The organism is Micromonospora sp. NBC_00617, assembly GCF_045161355.1.
Classification (GTDB): Bacteria; Actinomycetota; Actinomycetes; order Mycobacteriales; family Micromonosporaceae; genus Micromonospora.
Genome location: NZ_CP107751.1, coordinates 3,781,621 through 3,798,735 on the forward strand (window position 1 = coordinate 3,781,621; position 17,115 = coordinate 3,798,735).

The 17,115-nt window shown below is 71.7% G+C and carries 17 protein-coding genes; 13 read left to right on the forward strand and 4 right to left on the reverse strand.

The window, feature by feature from the left end:
* Nucleotides 1-6: 6 nt before the first annotated feature.
* The gene (locus OG505_RS17250) at nt 7-537 is read right to left on the reverse strand and encodes an adenylate kinase (protein ID WP_405425693.1); all 531 of its coding nucleotides are present in this window, start codon (nt 535-537) and stop codon (nt 7-9) included.
* Nucleotides 538-768: 231 nt separating this feature from the next.
* On the opposite strand from OG505_RS17250, the gene OG505_RS17255 reads away from it, so the two are divergent.
* From OG505_RS17255 to OG505_RS17280, 6 genes are all read left to right on the forward strand, one after another.
* Entirely contained in the window at nt 769-1,956 is a 1,188-nt protein-coding gene (locus OG505_RS17255) for an RNA ligase RtcB family protein (RefSeq protein WP_405425694.1), read from the forward strand.
* On the forward strand, nt 1,953-2,561 hold the full coding sequence (prfH, locus tag OG505_RS17260; RefSeq protein WP_405425696.1) for a peptide chain release factor H: 609 nt from the start codon (nt 1,953-1,955) through the stop codon (nt 2,559-2,561). Before OG505_RS17255 ends, prfH begins: the two co-directional genes overlap by 4 nt.
* Before the next feature lie 265 nt (nt 2,562-2,826).
* Nucleotides 2,827-3,654, forward strand: a complete 828-nt coding sequence (locus tag OG505_RS17265) for a PIG-L family deacetylase (protein ID WP_405425697.1) — start codon at nt 2,827-2,829, stop codon at nt 3,652-3,654.
* Nucleotides 3,655-3,695: 41 nt separating this feature from the next.
* The gene (locus OG505_RS17270) at nt 3,696-4,340 is read left to right on the forward strand and encodes a LuxR C-terminal-related transcriptional regulator (protein WP_405425699.1); all 645 of its coding nucleotides are present in this window, start codon (nt 3,696-3,698) and stop codon (nt 4,338-4,340) included.
* Nucleotides 4,341-4,412: 72 nt separating this feature from the next.
* The gene (locus OG505_RS17275) at nt 4,413-5,585 is read left to right on the forward strand and encodes a DUF418 domain-containing protein (protein ID WP_405425700.1); all 1,173 of its coding nucleotides are present in this window, start codon (nt 4,413-4,415) and stop codon (nt 5,583-5,585) included.
* Nucleotides 5,582-6,577, forward strand: coding sequence for a sensor histidine kinase (locus tag OG505_RS17280; protein WP_405425702.1), 996 nt, complete (start codon nt 5,582-5,584; stop codon nt 6,575-6,577). Before OG505_RS17275 ends, OG505_RS17280 begins: the two co-directional genes overlap by 4 nt.
* Nucleotides 6,578-6,649: 72 nt before the next feature.
* On the opposite strand, the gene map is transcribed toward OG505_RS17280, so the two are convergent.
* Complete coding sequence (gene map / locus OG505_RS17285) at nt 6,650-7,468, reverse strand: type I methionyl aminopeptidase (protein ID WP_405434547.1); 819 nt, start codon at nt 7,466-7,468, stop codon at nt 6,650-6,652.
* Nucleotides 7,469-7,572: 104 nt separating this feature from the next.
* Here map and OG505_RS17290 point away from each other — a divergent pair, with 104 nt between their 5' ends.
* The 7 genes from OG505_RS17290 to OG505_RS17320 all read left to right on the forward strand — a co-directional run bounded on the left by OG505_RS17290 (nt 7,573) and on the right by OG505_RS17320 (nt 14,526).
* On the forward strand, nt 7,573-7,839 hold the full coding sequence (locus OG505_RS17290; RefSeq protein WP_405425704.1) for a helix-turn-helix domain-containing protein: 267 nt from the start codon (nt 7,573-7,575) through the stop codon (nt 7,837-7,839).
* 36 nt (nt 7,840-7,875) lie between these two features.
* The gene (locus tag OG505_RS17295) at nt 7,876-8,208 is read left to right on the forward strand and encodes a putative quinol monooxygenase (RefSeq protein ID WP_405425706.1); all 333 of its coding nucleotides are present in this window, start codon (nt 7,876-7,878) and stop codon (nt 8,206-8,208) included.
* A gap of 453 nt (nt 8,209-8,661) precedes the next feature.
* The gene (locus tag OG505_RS17300; RefSeq protein ID WP_405425707.1) at nt 8,662-9,573 is read left to right on the forward strand and encodes a hypothetical protein; all 912 of its coding nucleotides are present in this window, start codon (nt 8,662-8,664) and stop codon (nt 9,571-9,573) included.
* A gap of 19 nt (nt 9,574-9,592) precedes the next feature.
* Nucleotides 9,593-11,338 carry a hypothetical protein gene (locus tag OG505_RS17305; protein ID WP_405425709.1) on the forward strand — a complete coding sequence of 582 codons (1,746 nt, stop codon included), beginning with the start codon at nt 9,593-9,595 and terminating at the stop codon, nt 11,336-11,338.
* A gap of 10 nt (nt 11,339-11,348) precedes the next feature.
* Nucleotides 11,349-11,708: a hypothetical protein gene (locus tag OG505_RS17310; protein WP_405425711.1), complete on the forward strand. Its 360-nt coding sequence runs from the start codon at nt 11,349-11,351 to the stop codon at nt 11,706-11,708.
* 610 nt (nt 11,709-12,318) lie between these two features.
* Entirely contained in the window at nt 12,319-13,797 is a 1,479-nt protein-coding gene (locus tag OG505_RS17315; RefSeq protein WP_405425713.1) for an arabinofuranosidase catalytic domain-containing protein, read from the forward strand.
* Between the two features lie 159 nt (nt 13,798-13,956).
* Nucleotides 13,957-14,526 carry a hypothetical protein gene (locus OG505_RS17320; protein WP_405425715.1) on the forward strand — a complete coding sequence of 190 codons (570 nt, stop codon included), beginning with the start codon at nt 13,957-13,959 and terminating at the stop codon, nt 14,524-14,526.
* Here OG505_RS17320 and OG505_RS17325 read toward each other — a convergent pair.
* Nucleotides 14,492-15,271: a phosphatase PAP2 family protein gene (locus tag OG505_RS17325; protein ID WP_405425717.1), complete on the reverse strand. Its 780-nt coding sequence runs from the start codon at nt 15,269-15,271 to the stop codon at nt 14,492-14,494. The two genes, OG505_RS17320 and OG505_RS17325, sit on opposite strands and share 35 nt — an antisense overlap.
* Nucleotides 15,272-15,355: 84 nt before the next feature.
* Nucleotides 15,356-16,996 carry an MDR family MFS transporter gene (locus OG505_RS17330; protein ID WP_405425718.1) on the reverse strand — a complete coding sequence of 547 codons (1,641 nt, stop codon included), beginning with the start codon at nt 16,994-16,996 and terminating at the stop codon, nt 15,356-15,358.
* Nucleotides 16,997-17,115 lie beyond the last annotated feature (119 nt).

The window sequence follows — 17,115 nt, forward strand, 5'->3', positions numbered from 1 at the left end:
CGCCGCTCACCGGGTCGGCAGGCTCGCCAGCCAGTCGTCCAGGGCCTCCGGGCTCGCGAACAGCAGCACCGGCGGCCCGGTCGGATCGGCCTGCCAGGCCCGCATCCGCCGCCGCGCACGGCCGAACGCGCCGACGTGCCAGAGCAGGATCGAGTCACGGGACAGCACGCTGCCGAGGGATTCGCGGTTCCCGTTGCAGATCACCTCGCCCGTGCCCAGGCGGCGCAGCGTACGACGCAGCAACCGCCCGAACGAGCGCCACCGCGGGTAGTCCAGGGCCACCACCAGGTCGGCGCGCGCCAGCGGCACGTCCCGCCATCCGTGGTACGCGCCGTCGAGAATCCAGCTGTCCCGGCGGCAGATCTCCTCGATTCGGCTGCGCTGCTGGGCGACGGGCACCTCGACCCACCCCGGCAGCCACAGCAGGTCGTCCACCGGATACCACGGCACCCCGAGGCGTTGCGTCAACCGCGCGGCGAGAGTGGACTTGCCCGCGCCGTACACCCCGTAGATCAGGATGCGACGCGGTGCGGTCATCGCGGCAGCGTACGCCGCAGCGTCTGGCGGGCTTCACCGGATGCTGGTGAGACGGGCCGACCGCGTGCCGAGGCCCGCCGATAATCGCTTGCCGCGCGCGGCGGGCGTCGCCAGAGTGGTGCCCATGACGTACTGACGGACACCACCTGAGCACCGCGCCGAGGCCGCTTCGCGCCGCCCGGTGCCGCACTGCCGTCCGTCCACTTGCGATTCAGCGAGAAGTGAGCGTCGTTGTCTGAGCACCACTCCCCTCGGGAGTCCTCGTCCCCGTCCGCCCTGGCCACCGTCACCGTGTTCGCGTCCCCCGCGAGCTGGGTCGAGTCCGCCGCGCTCGACCAGTGCCGGCAGGTGGCCGCCCTCGACGGCATGGTCCACGTTGCCGGCATGCCGGACCTGCACCCGGGCAAGGGCGCCCCCATCGGCGCGGCCATGGCGTCGACCGTCCTGTACCCGTTCCTGGTGGGCTCGGACATCGGTTGCGGCATCGCGGTGTTCCCCATTCGACTGCGGCGCGTCGTACCCGAGCGGCTGGCTGCCCGGTTCCCCGACCTCGACCGCGCGCTCGACCCCGAGCGGGACGCCGACGACCCGGCCTGGGCCGTCGTCGCGGGCGACGTTCCCGCCGGCCATCTGGACGGTCTCGGTACGGTCGGCCGCGGTAACCACTTCGTCGAACTGGCTCGCGTCGACACCGTCTTCGCACCGGAGCACGCGCACCGACTCGGGCTGGCAACGGGTGACCTCGTCCTCGTCGTGCACAGCGGCTCGCGGGGCCTGGGTGAGCGGATCCTGCGCACGCACACCGAGACGCACGGGGCGGGCCCCGCTCCCGACCCGGCCGCGTACCTGGCCCGGCACGACGAGGCGGTGCGCTGGGGTTCGCTCAACCGGCGGCTGCTGGCCGCCCGGGTCGCGTACGCCTTGGGGGCCGAGCCGACCGAGCCGGTCGTCGACCAGTGCCACAACCTGGTCGAGGTGCGCGACGGCGTCTACCTGCACCGCAAGGGAGCCGCGCCCGGTGACGGCCGCGACGTGCTCGTCGCCGGTACGCGGGGCACCGCGTCGTACCTGGTGGCCGCCCACGCCGGGGCGGACGCCAACCACTCGGTGGCGCACGGCGCGGGCCGGAAGATGTCCCGCGCCGACGCGCTGCGCCGGGGCCGGGCCAAGCACACGGTCGAGGAGCTGCGGCGTACCCCGGTGGGTTCGCTGGTGGTGTGCGGCGACCGCCAGTTGCTCTTCGAGGAGGCGCCCACGGCGTACAAGCGGATCGAGCAGGTGATCGGCGATCTCGTCGAGCACCGGCTCGCCACGCCGGTGGCCACCACGATCCCCCTGGTCACCTACAAGACGCCGGATGTCGGGGCCGCGCCGAGGTCGGACCGGCGCGACCGGCGTCGCGGGCGGGGCCGGTCGTGAACGCGCACCTGCTGCTGTCCGCCGGCCGTGGGCCGCGGGAGTGCGCGTGGGCGCTGGCCCACCTGTTGCGCCGCCTGGAGGGTGACGCCTCCCGGCGGGGCGTGACGGTCCAGCGGGTCGACGCGGTGCCCGGTGACCACAGTGGCACCTACCGGTCGGTGCTGATCCGGCTGTCCGGCGCCGACGTCGAGGCGTTCGCCGCCTCCTGGACGGGGACGCTGTGCTGGCAGGCGCCCAGCCCCTACCGGACGAGCGCGGGTCGAAAGAACTGGTACGTGACCGCGCAGCCGCCGCCGAGCGACGCGCCGACGACGACGTTCACCGAGGCCGACGTCGACATCGTCGGGTGCCGCACCGGCGGTCCCGGCGGGCAGCACCGGAACAAGGCCAGCACGGCGGTACGCGCCACCCACCGCCCCTCGGGCCTGGTCGTGGTGGTGGACGACGAACGGCAGTTCAGTCTGAACCGGCGCATCGCCCTTGAGCTGCTGCGCCAGCGTGTCGAGCGCGGCGACGAGGCGACCCGCCGCGCGGTCACGACCGCTCGTTGGCGCATCCACGACGACCTCGTGCGGGGCGACCCGACCCGCATCGAACGCCCGTAGGCCGGCGGCTCAGACCTCCACAGGACCCCGGCGTCGACCTGTCGCACGGCATCGAACAGGGCCATGGAACCGGTCCCCTGCCCCGGCTGATTCCCGCTGTCGAAACGCGACCCCGGACCACCGGCCCAGCCCCGAAATGGTAGGAATCCGCGAGCCGCCCGACAGCGAGTTGCGCAGGAAAGCAGGGCCGGTGCGCGGATCGCTAGGATGCGTGCGCGAACAGGACACCCCCGTGTGACCACGACGCTGGTCGTAGGGTGGTGGCATGGCTGAGCGATCCCTGACCCTGATGGCGGTGCACGCGCACCCCGACGACGAGGCGACGAGCACCGGTGGCATCCTCGCCCGGTACGCGGCCGAAGGTGTCACCACAATCCTCGTGACCTGCACCGACGGGCGATGCGGCGACGGCCCCGGCGGGGTCAAGCCCGGTGAGCCCGGCCACGACCCGGCCGCCGTCGTGGCGATGCGTCAGGCCGAGCTGGAGGCCAGCGCGGCCACGTTGAAGGTCACCCACCTGGAGACGCTCGGCTACGCCGACTCCGGGATGATGGGTTGGTCGACGAACGACCAGCCCGGCTCCTTCTGGACGACGCCGGTGGCCCAGGCCGCGGACCGGCTTGCCGACCTGATCCGCCGCTACCAGCCGGACGTCATCGTGACCTACGACGAGAACGGCTTCTACGGCCACCCGGACCACATCCAGGCGCACCGCATCACCATGGCCGCCGTCGCGCAGACCGACATACCCGCGAAGGTCTACTGGACCACCGTGCCGCGGACGGCGTTCGCGGAGTTCGGCCAGATCATGAAGGAGCTCGGCGTCGAGTGGGCCGAGCCGGACCCGTCGTCCGACCAGCCCGAGCTGGGGCTGCCCGACGACGAGATCACCACCTGGGTCGACACCCGGAGCTACGGCGCGCAGAAGTTCGAGGCCCTGGCCGCGCACGCCAGCCAGACCGAGAACATCTTCTTCCTCCAGCTGGGCCAGGAGCGGTTCACCGAGCTGATGGGCACCGAGACCTTCGTCCGGGTACGGGACACCACCGACGCGCCGGTGCCCGAGGACGACCTCTTCGCCGGCCTGCGCTGACGCGTACCCACACCCGGCGGCGGGACCGCTACCGTTGCCGGGTGCGGGTGGTGGTGGCGGAAGACCTGATGTTGTTGCGGGACGGGCTGATCCGGCTGTTGGAGGCGCACGGCTTCGAGGTGGTCGCCGCCGTGGGCACCGGGCCGGATCTGCTGACCGAGCTCGTCACGCGGCGCCCCGACGTGGCCGTGGTCGACGTGCGGCTGCCGCCGTCGTACACCGATGAGGGTCTGCGGGCCGCGCTCGCGGCGCGGGCCGAGGTGCCGGGACTGCCGGTGCTGGTGCTCTCGGCGTACGTGGAGCGGCTGTACGCGCGGGAACTGCTCGCCGACGGCCACGGCGGGATCGGCTACCTGCTCAAGGACCGGGTGTCCGACCTCGGGGAGTTCGTCGCCGCGGTCCGCCGGGTCGCCGCGGGCGGCACCGCCCTCGACCCCACCGTGGTGGCGAAGCTGCTCGACAGCCGGACGCGGGTGCTGCCACTGGACCGGTTGACCCCCCGCGAGCGGGAGGTGCTCGGGCAGATGGCGCAGGGCCGGTCCAACGCCGCCATCGGCGCGGCCCTGTTCATCACGGAGAAGGCCGTCGCGAAGCACACCAACAGCATCTTCGCCAAGCTCGGGCTGCAGTCCTCCGAGGACGACAACCGGCGCGTCCTCGCCGTCCTCGCCTACCTCGACGCATAGGGGTACTGGTACCACCACGGGAGGGATTCCAGGCTCCTCGAAACGCGTCGCGCCAGCGGCGAGCCTGAGAACATGACCGCAACCGTTAGCACGACGGCCCTCCAACCGGGCCCTGTCCCCCGCGCCGACCGCGCCCTCGCTCCCGACCTCGCCCGCGGGGCCATGCTGCTGTTCATCGCGCTCGCGAACGCCGCGAACGCCGCGTTCGCCGGCCAGCCCGGCCTGGACGGCACGCCGCACGGCGCGCAGCGCGTCGTCAACGCCGTCCTGGCGACGTTCGTCGACAGCCGCGCCTACCCGGTCTTCGCCGTCATGTTCGGGTACGGCCTCGTGCAGATCGCCCGACGACAGGGCGAGAGCGGACGGCGGATCCTGCTGCGGCGCAACGCCGCCCTGATCGTCTTCGGCCTGTGCCACGCGACGCTGCTGTACTTCGGGGACTTCCTCGGCGCGTACGGCATCGTCGGTATCGTCGCCACCCTGCTGTTGCTGCGTCGCGGCGACCGGTTCCACCGCGTCGTGCTGTGGCTCTGGGGCATCCAGACCGCGTACGCCGGGGTCCTGGCGCTGACCGCGCTCGTCGGCGCGCGCGGCGGCGACGCCGTCCTGGCCAACACGCCGAATCCGTCGCTCGCCGCCTCGTCGTACGGCCAGTCCGTCCTCGACCGTCTCGCCGAGTGGCCGGTCCACACCGCCACCGTGCTCCCGTTCATCGTCATCGTGTGGCTGGGCATCTGGGCGGCCCGGCACCGCATCCTGGAGAACCCCGTCGCGCACCGCGTGCTGCTGCGCCGCGTCGCCGTCGGCTGCCTCGGCATCTCCGTCGTCGGCGCGCTCCCGTACGCGCTGATCGCCGCTGGTGCCGTGCACGTCGACGCCACTACGGTCGAGGCCATGGCACTCGTCCACGCCGTGAGCGGCGAGTACGGAGGGCCCGGCTACGTGGCGTTGTTCGGCCTGCTGGCACTGCGACTCGACCGTGCCCGCCGCGGCCGTGCCCTGCTCGCCCCGGTGGTCGCGCTCGGGCAACGGTCGCTGAGCGGGTACCTGTTGCAGTCCGCGGTGTGGCTGGCGCTGTTCGCACCGTGGGCGCTGCACCTGCGGGGCACGTACGCGGCCGCCGGCGTGGCGGTCGTCACCTGGCTGGTCTCGCTGGCCGCCGCCTGGGCTCTGAGTGTCACCGGTCACCGGGGGCCGGCGGAGACGCTGCTGCGCCGCATCACCTACCGCGCCACCCGCCGATGACCGCCGTCACCCGCAGGACCGTGGCCGGGGTGCTCTGCGTCGCGGCCACGGTCGCCTGGCTGGTCACCGGCCGGGGCGTGTTCTGGCCCCGGTGGGTGTACTTCGGGGTCGGCGTCGTCCTACTCGGCCGGCTCCTGCTGCGGCGGGCACTGCGGGTGCCACCGGGCCGGCGTCTGTGGCTCGCCCTCGACGCCGCCGCCTGCACCCTGATCGGGTGCGCCGACCTCAGCGTCTGGGTGCTCACCGGCGGCGGCTACTTCTGGCCGGCCTGGACGCTGCTCGGCCTGGTGACGATCGTCGGGCTGCACGCCTGGGTGGTCAGTCGCCCTCCCGGTGCCCGCGAGCGGGAGCTCACCGAGCGGGTCGCCACGCTGACCCGTTCCCGCCGCAGCGCCGTGGACCAGCAGGCGGCCGAGCTGAAACGGATCGAACGCGACCTGCACGACGGGGCCCAGGCCCGTCTGGTGTCCCTGGCGCTGACCCTCGGCCTGGCCGGGGACCTGCTGCGCCGCGACATCGACGGCGCCGCGCAGCTGCTGGCGGAGGCCCGCGCCACGGCGACCGCCGCCCTCGACGACCTTCGCACCGTCACCCAGAGCATCCACCCGGCGGTCCTCGCCGACCGTGGCCTCGGTGACGCCGTCCGCGCCCTGGCGCTCGACCTCGCCGTTCCCGTCACCGTCACCGGCGACCCGCCGGCGCAGCTCCCACCGGCGGCGCAGACCGCGGCGTACTTCGCGGTGGCCGAAGCCCTGGCCAACGTGGCGAAACACAGCGCCGCCACAGTGGCGTCGGTGACCTTCGACCAGGCCGGCGAGATGCTACGGATCCACGTCGACGACAACGGTTCCGGTGGCGCCGGCCCGGGGCGCGGCACCGGCCTGCGCGGCATCATGGGTCGCCTCGACGCCATCGACGCCCGCCTGTCGGTCGACAGCCCGGTCGGCGGCCCGACCCGGGTCACCGTCACGATCCCGATCGAACCGGGGTGACCTGCGGACGCACGACACCGGCGGCGACGATCAGGGCCGACCGACGGCCCGCACGCTCCCCAGCGGTACGCCTCAGGACGTCGCGGTCGACTGCCCGCTGCGGCTGCCCGGCAGTACGCCCTGGCCGGGGCGGTCGGTCAGCACCCGGGGGCCGGCGTCGGTGATCGCGACGGTGTGCTCGGAGTGGGCCGAGCGCGAGCCGTCCGCGGAGCGGATCGTCCAGCCGTCCTGATCGAATTTGATCTTGCCGGTGCTGCGGCAGAACCACGGCTCGATCGCGAGCGTCAGGCCGGGCTTGAGCTTCATGCCCCGCCCGGGTCGCCCGTTGTTGGGCACGTGCGGGGCCTCGTGCATGGTGCGGCCGATGCCGTGCCCGCCGAACTCGTCGTTGACCTGGTAGCCGTAGCGGTGGGCCACCTGGCCGATGGCGGCGGAGATGTCGCCGAGCTGATTGCCCGGCCGCGCGGCGTCGATGCCGGCCGTCAGCGCGACCTCGGTGGCCTCGATCAGCATCAGATCCTCCGGGTCGGGGGTGCCGACGACGACGGACAGCGCGGAGTCGGCAGCCCAGCCGTCGATCCCGACCGCCATGTCGATGCTCAGCAGGTCACCGTCGCGCAGGACGTAGTCGTGCGGCAGACCGTGCAGCACGGCGTCGTTGACCGAGAGGCACAGGACGTTGCGGAACGGGCCGCGACCGAACGACGGCGTGTAGTCCCAGTAGCAGGAGTCGGCGCCCCGCTCCCTGATCCGGCGGCGGGCGTGGTGCTCCAGGTCCAGCAGGTTGACCCCCGCTGCGGCCACCGCGCGTAGCTCGGCCAGCAGCTCGCCGACGAACTGGCCGGTCACGGCCATCCGATCGACTTCCGCAGCGGTTTTAAGCTCGATCACGATCAACCCTTCCATCTCCGGTGCGGTATATTTATACCACGTTGGCCCGAGGGGGCCGGCGGGTCGACATTGCCGGTCAGTGCGGGCGCATCTATCCTGCTCACATGGTCCGCCCACCCCTCACCCCGGAACAGATCGCCGCGGGGCAGCGCCTCGGAGCGGCCCTCCGGGTCGCCCGGGGCAGCCGCAGTCTCGTCGAGGTGGCCCTGGCGGCCGGCATCTCACCGGAGACGCTGCGCAAGATCGAGGTGGGCCGGCTCCCGGCACCCGCGTTCGGCACCGTGGTCTGCCTCAGCGAGGTCCTCGGCGTTCCGCTCAGCGACCTGGCCGAGGTGTGGCTGGCCGACCTGCGGGTCCGCGAGGCGTCCTGAGCGCTCGGTCGACGACCGCTGGGTAGCCTTCAGGCCATGATCTTCATTACCGCGAAGTTCCGGGTGCTGCCCGAGCACGCCGACCAGTGGCCGCAGATCGCCGCGGCGTTCACCGAGGCGACCCGCGCCGAGCCGGGCTGCCTGTGGTTCGACTGGTCCCGCAGCCTGGACGACCCGACCGAGTACGTCCTTGTCGAAGCCTTCCGCGACGAGGAGGCAGGCGGGGCACACGTCCAGTCGGCCCACTTCCGCGCCGCACAGGAGACGCTGCCGCCGCACCTGGCCGAGACGCCGCGCATCGTCAACACCACGGTTCCGCAGCAGGACTGGTCGCTGCTCGGCGAGATGGCCGTACCCGAGACCCACTGACCGCAGGCCGACACCGGCGGCCCACTGTCCGCCGGATCCACTCGGCTCTCCTCGCCGACCCGGGCCGGTTGCTCCACTGGGGACTGTCGGATATCCGCGATCGCCAACGCCGGCCCGGGCGGAGGATGTCGGACATCGATCACGTCACTAACGTCCACTGTGACAAACGCCTGCCGGTGAAGGCGGTGATCGATGCGTTGTGCCAGCTGTGAAGCCGACACCGATGCGGCTCTCCCCACCTGCCTACGGTGCGGTTCGGCCCTGCCCGGCGCCGCCGTGCCACAGCCGGAGCCTCAGCCTCGCGCGTTCTCGGTCGCCACCGAGCCACCCGACCCGAGCACCGAGCCACCAGGCCCGACGAACCTCGGGACCGAGCCACCCACCGCGACATCCTCCGCGACCGAGCCGTCGGGAGCCTCGCCAGTCGACGGGCCGCGGGGCGCGATGTCCGGGATGGGCCTGCCACCCCCGCTGTGGGATCTGCTGGTGTGCGCGCTGCTGTTCGCCGGCTGGGTGCTGCTGCTCCTGCTCGTCGCGGTCGCCCGGGGCGCCGAAGACCCGTCCGGGGTGCCGGGTCGACTGGCCCCGTGGCAGTACGTGCTCGCCGCCCTCGCCGTCGCCATCTACCTGTTGACGGCAGTTCGGGGCGTACCCGAGTCGCCTGGCCATCTGTGGGCGCGCGCCGCCGGTGGTGACGGCCGTGACGGTGACCTGAGGCGAGGGTTCCAGCTTGTGGTGCCCACGGTCGTGGTGACCGTCGCGGTGGCGCTCGTCGCGGGAATGACGGTGCCGCTGCCCGCCGCCGTCCCCGAGGCGGCGTCCACCTCGACGACCCCGACGGCCGACGACGAAGTGCCCACCGAGACGCCGCCGACGACGCCCGACCCGGACACACCGACGCCGACGGTGAGCGACGATCCGGAGGCCCGGCGGCGTACGCAGGCGGAGGCGGTCGACGCGCTGCTGTCGGAGTCGATCGCCTCGCGCGGCGACCTGGCCACCGCCATCGCGGCAGTGGGTGAGTGCCGCGACCTGAACCGCTCGCTCGGCCTGTTGGACGGCGTGACACGCCAACGCCGCACCCAACGCGACCAGGCCGAGGCACTGACAGTCGACGCGCTCACCGACGGGCCGGCGATGCGCTCGCACCTGGTCTCCGCCTTCACGTACGCCGGGGACGCCGACGCGGCCTACGCCGCCTGGACGCGACGCTCCATCAGCTCCGGCTGCTCGCTCGACGCCAACTGGCGGCGCGGCAACCAGCTCTCCGAGCAGTCCCAGAAGGCCAAGAACGAGTTTCTGCGCCGGTGGAACCCCATAGCCGTCTCACGCGGGTTGCCCACCCGCACCAGTAAGGAAATCTAGGGAGCCGGGAGATGACATCGTGACGGTGACCGAGGCGGCACCTACCGACCACTTCGACTTCCCGTCGTACCAGGCGCCCCCGCGGCTGTCCGACACCACGCGGCGCCTGTGTGGCGCGGCCTACCTCGACCAGGACTACGCCGAGACGGTGATCAGAGAGGTGATCGAGGACGAACGGCGTGCCGTGGCGCTCTCGTTCGGCTTCGACCTCAACGCGGTCGTGCGGCACTGCTTCCGGGCACAGCGTCGCTACCTGGTCCGGGACAGCATCCTGTTCGGGCTGCTCGTCGTCGGTCTGCTGGTCTCGATCACCGCCACCGTGGGCTGGGTGGTGCTCGGGCTCATCGTGCTGCTGGCGCGCTCCCGGGAAGCGCGCAGGATGTCCATGCCCGTCCGCTTCCTGTTGTTCGGCACGCTGATCACCATCGTGCTGTGCAGTGGTGGTCTGGCGCTCATCCTGCCGCTGTTCAGTCTGTCCAGCAGCCTCCAGATCTTCGCCGGCACCCTGCTGGGCACCGGCTCCGACCTCAGTACCGACTCACTTGTCGAGGCGCTGCAGACCAGGATGGCGGCCGGCCTCTTCGGCTTCGTGGCCTGGATGCCCCTCCTGCTCGGGATCGCCACGCTCACGGTCCTGGTCCGGTTCGAGCGCACCACCCACCAGATCCTGACCGACGAGCTGCGCCCCGGCATCGCGCCGGTCCTGCCGACCCTGCCCAACGAACGGGTGGCCCGCCGGCTCGACCTGGTGGCCCGCGCCCAGTACGGCAACATCACCATCCAGGAGGACGACCCCTTCCTGGGCTGCGGTGCCGCCGAGCACGGCTGGTCGTACGCCATCCCGGTGCGGCAGGCCGCCGGCCCGGACGCCCCGCCGATCGACCAGGCCGAGCTGGGGCCCGCGCTGACCGCGCACGTCCGGGCGGCGATCCGGCGGATGCGGGAGGATCCGCTGCCCCGCGCCGTCCGGGTGCCCGGGCTCTCGCTGGTGCCACACATCGTCGCCGACGGGGTACGCCGCCAGGGTGACCCGCTGCTCGACCCGGCGACCGGGATGCCGCGCAGCCGCGCCTCGGAAGAGGTGATCGACGTGATCGTCCGGCATCCGCAGGGCGGGCTGCGCTACTACGACCGGATCGTGGTCAGCGGCGCCGGCAAGCCGCTGCACACCGCCGACGGGCGGCTCGTGCTGCCCGAGCAGGACCTCGGCATCGACATCTCCGCGTTCGTGCACGCAGCCGTCGAGGGCGGGTTGCTCTACGTCGAGTTCATCACCACGGTGATGTACCCCATCAAGGCCCGGTACGCGCTTGTCGACAGGCTGCGGCCCGAGCAGTCGATGGTCCGGATCGTGCGCGACGTGCTGGCGAACATGGTGACCGACTCGGTGCTCAGCGGCTGGCACCTCGTCAAGCGGCTGCGCCACGATCGGGGCATGAAGACCCGGATGGACGACGCGCTCGCCGCGAGCGAGCAGTTCCGGACGCACGACTACGGCGCCCGGGTCAGTGTGCGTGAACTCGTCGCGGAGCCGGCCGCTGTCAAGCACCTGCAACTGCTCGACGAGTGGAAGTACACGAAGCTCCTGGAGCGGGCCGTGCTGGAGGCTGTCGTCTCGTTCCTCACCGAACGTGGCCTGGACACCGGCAACCTGGTCCAGCGCGCGTCCCAGGTGCAGAACATCTTCGGCAACGTCAACAACATCTTCGGCGGTCAGCAGGCGATGGCCAGCTCCAACGTCACGTTCGAGCAGAAGAACAACTAGGAGGTTTCCCGTGCCAGACCCCGACCAGCCGGCCCAGTCGATCGTCTTCCACAACACGATCCACGGTGGTCAACAGGCGATGGGCAACAACAACGTCACCATGATCCAGCACAACGAGACCGGCGACCCCGCTCAGCGGTTCGACGCGCTGCTGCGCATCCTCAAGGAACATGTCGCCGACTTCGAGGACCCGGACCGCGCCGGCCGCGAGGTGGCCGCCATCGAGGTCGCCCGCGAGGAACAACAGCCGGACCGCAAGCCGGTGCTGACGTCGCTGGAGACACTTGCCGCGCTGGCCACTGTTGGCGGCACACTGGCGGAGGCGGTCAAGGGCGCCATCGACATCGTCACCCAGCACTGGCCGATCTGACCGGTACGGCACCTCCCGGGCACGTCGAGCCGCGCGCCCAGGCGCCGCGCGTGGTGTTAGCGCCAACACCGAGCGGCCGGCAGGATGCACACCCCCGCCGACCGGGAACCAGCGCGCGTGAGATACCAACAGTCGTCTATAGACATGGTCTTCTGTTAACGCTAACGTTGCCGACGACCGTCGATATCTGAGCGTAATCCGACCGTCACGATGGGCCTGTCATCCCTGGTCCCGGCTGTGCGGTCGACATCGTTCGCGGCGTGGGCGGGTGGAGCGTGGCCGGCACGGGACGGCCCGAGGTCACCACCGGGCGACTCGCGCCGAGGGCCGGACGATTCCAGGCCACGGCCACTTCATCGATCACCACCGCGTCCCCGGGCAGGGCCGTGGGCGGTGACCGGCGACCGTAACGCCACGTACCGAACCGCCAGGCCCGCCGACCACGCCGTCCCCGACGGCTCACCTCGGCACCGGACGGCCCCGGCGTCGCCGTACGCGGCCGCAGACCGGGCCACGTCCCGCCATTCCCCCTGCTCAGAGTCCGGGCCCGAGCAGGGGGAACGGGCCGGCCTCCGGCACATCGTCAATCTCTCACCGATGAGGAGAGCACGTGCGAATCAGACAAGCCCACCATCGGCGGCCAGCACTCATCGCCGCCGCGGCCACATTCGTGCTCGTCGGCGCCGCCCTCACCCAGACCGGCGCCTCGGCGGCCGCCGCCGGGTGCCAGGTGACCTACTCGATCAGCTCCCAGTGGCAGGGCGGCTTCGGCGCCAACGTCACCATCACCAACCTGGGCGACGCCGTCGACGGATGGCGGCTGACCTGGAACTTCGCCGCTGGCCAGGCCGTCACCCAACTGTGGAACGGCAGCTACACGCAGGCGGGCAGCGAGGTCACCGTCACCAATGCCCCCTACAACGCCAGCATTCCCACAAACGGCAGCACGAGCTTCGGCTTCAACGGCAGTTGGACCGGCAGCAACCCCGAGCCGGCGTCCTTCGCCCTGAACGGCACCACCTGCACGGGAGGGGTGAGCCCGACGAACCCGGCACCCACCACGCCGCCGCCCACCACACCTCCGCCGACGACTCCGCCACCCACGACCCCGCCGCCGACCACTCCCCCGCCGGCCACGACCCTGCCCTGCGACCTCTACTCGGCAGGTGGCACACCCTGCGTCGCGGCGCACAGCACGACCCGCGCCCTGTACGCCTCCTACAACGGCTCGCTCTACCAGGTACGCCGATCCTCGGACAACAGCACCCGAAACATCGGGGTGCTCAGCACCGGAGGCCGGGCCAACTCCGCCACCCAGGACAGCTTCTGCGCGAACACCACGTGCGTCATCACAGTCATCTACGACCAGTCCGGGCGCGGCAACAACCTCGGCTACCAGGGCGCGGGGGGCATCGGGGGCGCCGTGCAGCCGGCGGTCGCGACCAGGGAGTCGTTGACCGTCGGCGGCAACAAGGTCTACTCGCTCTACATCAACGGCAACAGCAGCTACTGGCGCGACGGGCACCTGACCGGCATCCCGACCGGGGCCGCGCCGGAGGGCATGTACATGGTGACCAGCGGCACCCACGTCAACGGCGGCTGCTGCTTCGACTACGGCAACAGTGAGACCACCCGTCGGGCCGACGGCCGGGGCGCGATGGACGCCATCTACTTCGGTACGAGCTGCTGGTTCGGCGGCTGCTCCGGCAGCGGTCCCTGGGTGCAGGCCGACCTGGAGTACGGCCTGTTCCCGGGCGGCAGCAGCTCGTGGAACCCCAACCAGCGGGCGTTCACCAGCAAGTTCGTCACCGCGACCTTGAAGAACAACGGCACGACGCGCTTCGCCATCAAGGGCAGCAACGCCCAGTCCGGCAACCTCTACACGCTCTGGGACGGCTCGCTGCCCTCGGGCTACAACCCGATGAGGAAGCAGGGCGCGATCATCCTGGGCAGTGGTGGTGACTGCTGCATCGACAACTCCAACCAGAGTGTCGGAACCTTCTACGAGGGCGCGATGGTGGCGGGCTACCCGTCCGACGCGACCGAGAACGCGCTACAGGCGAACATCGTCGCCGCCGGCTACCGCTGAGGTCCCGCGGCCGCCACACCCGCCTCGCGGGGTGGCGGCCGCGTCCAGCTCCGGTACGTCCAGCCGGCGGAACCGATCGACGGACCGGCCCCCGAGCGGTGATCCGGGTCGGCGTGAGCCCGCGCGGCGACGTCGAGCGGCGGCAGGCATCATGTCGGCGTGAACTCAACCCTGGCCGCCCTGCTCGGCTCCGCGATCACCGCCTTCGCATCGCTGTTCGTGGTGTGGGTGCACAGTCGGATCCGGCGGCGGCAGCGGGAGCGGGCCGAGCTTCAGCGGGCGTACGTCCTGGTGCTGTCCGGTGCCCTACGCCTCGCCCACAAGGCCGAGGCGTTGCGGCAGACCAGGTACTGGCGGTCGAGCCTGCCGGAGGCGGGTAACGACCTGCTCGGAGGGCACAAGCCGGTGGGGCCGATGGTGCTGCACGACTGGCTGGCCCGGGACATGGTCACTGTGGAGGCCGCCTGGTCGGAGATCTGGACGCGCGCGGACCAGGACGGCATCGCGCTTGCCAACGGGCTCATGACCGCGTTCAACGCGGTGCTGGCCGCCGCGCTGCGGGCCAGCGGAACGGAGCCGTTCGAGGCGTCCGACGAGATGACGATCGCCAGCCGCCGCCTCGGCGAGGCACGTCGACAGCTCGCCCTGCACGCGCGACGGGTCGCCAAACTGGGCCCGCGCGACGTCGACCTGTTCACCGAGCGCGAGTACGGCGTCCCGGTGGGCTGAGCGACTCGGGTCGCTCGGCGGGCGTGGGCAGGACCAGGTGGACGACCCCGAGCATCAGTGCCGCCACCACACCGTCGAGCCAGTAGTGGTTGCCGGTGGCCACGACGACCAGCAGGGTGACGAGCGGGTGGGCCAGCCACAGCCACCGCAGGCGTCCGCGGGTCACCGCGACGAGCGCGACGGCCACCGCCAGCGCCCACCCGACGTGCAGGGACGGCATGGCGGCGTACTGGTTGCTGAGGGTGTCGGTGTCCGGAGGACCGTAGACGGTGGGCCCGAACCGGCGGCCGGTGTCCACCAGGCCCGTCAGCGCGGTCAGCCGGGGCGGCGCCAGCGGGACCAGGAGGTGCAGGGCCAGAGCCGCCGCGGTGAGACAGGCGAGCACGCGACGCGTCCACAGGTAGTGCGCCGGGTGCCGGAGGTACAGCCAGATGAGAGTGATCACCGTGGCGGGGAAGTGCACGTACGCGTAGTAGCCGTTGGCCAGGTGCGCCACCAGATCGTGCGCGAGCAGCGGTTGCTGGACGGCAGCCTCGTGGGGCAGGTGAAACAGCCGCTCGAGGTGCCAGATCGACTCGCCGTTGGCCAGCGCGGTCGACACCCGACCGGCCACCGCCATCCGCGCCAGCTTGTAGAGGAGGAACAGCGTGGCGACGAGCAGCAGCTCGCGCGCCGCGCGGCGTGCCGGAGCGGCCCGCCGGCCGGGTGCCACCGGCTGCGGCACCGCCAGCTCGGCGATCTCCACAGGCGCCTCGATTCAGTCACTGTCGCCGGGTGAAATCGGACCGCCACCGTCTGAAGACGGTGGCGGCCCGCTGCGGGTCTGGCGTCAGCGCCGGTCGGGCATCCTCCCCGGCGCGGGATCGACGGAGACCTGGTCGAACGCGGGCGCCCCGTCGACCGCGTCGGCGCCGACCGCCGTCGTCGTGGCGGCGTCCGGCAGGTCGAGGCTGGTCCGCAGGGTCACCGGCCGGAGCAGGAGCGCGGCGATGACGCCGACCACCCCGATGGCGGCCGAGATGAGGAAGATGTGTCCGGTGGCGTCGCCGTACGCGGCCCGCACGATGTGCTGGATCCCGTCGGGCAGCGCGGTGATGTTGAGGTTGCTGTCGCCGCCAGCCCCGGAGGCGGGGATCCCGGCGGCGGTCAGGTCACGCGTGATCTGGTCGGTGACCCGGTGGGCGAGGACGGCGCCGAGCACCGAGACACCGATGGTGCCGCCGAGCGACCGGAAGAACGCGACGCTGGAGCTGGCCGCGCCGATGTCCTTGAGGGCCACCGTGTTCTGGACGGCGAGGACGAGGTTCTGCATGGTCATGCCGACGCCGGTGCCGACGATGAACATGGCGACGCCGACCAGGACGAGCGACGTCTCGTGGTCGATGGTGCCGAGCAGCGCGAACCCGGCGACCAGGATGATCGAACCGGCGACGATGTACGGCTTGATCCGTCCGGTCCTGGTGATCAACCGGCCGGCGACGATCGAGGAGCCGAGGACACCGGCCATCATCGGGATGGTGAGCAGACCGGCCTCGGTCGGGCTGTAGCCGCGGCCGATCTGGAAGTACTGGCCGAGGAAGACCGCGCCGCCGAACATGGCCATGCCGACCGCGAGGCTGCCGAGGATGGCCAGCGCGGTGGTGTGCTGGCGCACGATGCCGAGCGGGACCACCGGCTCGGCCGCCCGCGACTCCACCCAGATCGCGAGGGCGAGCAGAAGGAGCGCGCCGCCCACCATGACCCCGGTCTGCCAGGAGACCCACGCGAACGACCCGTCGACGAAGGAGATCCAGATCAGCAGCACGCTCACGCCTGCGGCGATCAGGGTGGCGCCCAGGTAGTCGATCTTCACGTTCTCCCGGCGCAGCGTCGGCAGGTGCAGGGTCGCCTGGAGCAGGACCAGGGCGATGGCGGCGACCGGCACGCCCACGAAGAAGCACCAGCGCCAGCCCAGCCAGGACGTGTCGACGATGAGGCCGCCCAGCAGCGGGCCGCCGACCGTCGCGACCGCCATGACGCCACCGAGGTAGCCGTTGTAGCGACCCCGCTCACGCGGCGGGATCATGGCGGCGATCGCCACCTGGACGAGGGCCTGCAGGCCGCCGACCCCGATGCCCTGGAACGCGCGGGCCGCGATGAGCTGCCCCGCGCTCTGCGAGAAGCCGGCGATGACGGAGCCCAGCAGGAAGACCACGATGGCGATCTGGATGAGGAGCTTCTTGTTGAACAGGTCGGCCAGCTTGCCCCAGATCGGGGTGGTTGCGGTCGCGGTGAGCAGGGTCGCGGTGACCACCCAGGTGTACTGGTTCTGCGAGCCGTTCAACGACCCGATGATCTTGGGAAGCGCGGTCGAGACGACGGTGCTGCTCAACATCGCGACGAAGAGCACCAGCAGCAGACCGCTGAGCGCCTCGAGCGTCTGCCGATGGGTCATCGGCTCGGTGCCGGCCGTGGTGGTGGGTGCGCTCATCGCGCGGCCTCCAGCTTGTCGTGGTTGACGAGGGCGACGTCGAACAGGGCTGCGCGGCGAGCGTCGTGGGTTCACGAACCCGCGCATTCGCGCACCTGACTTGGTTGCCTCACGCAAGC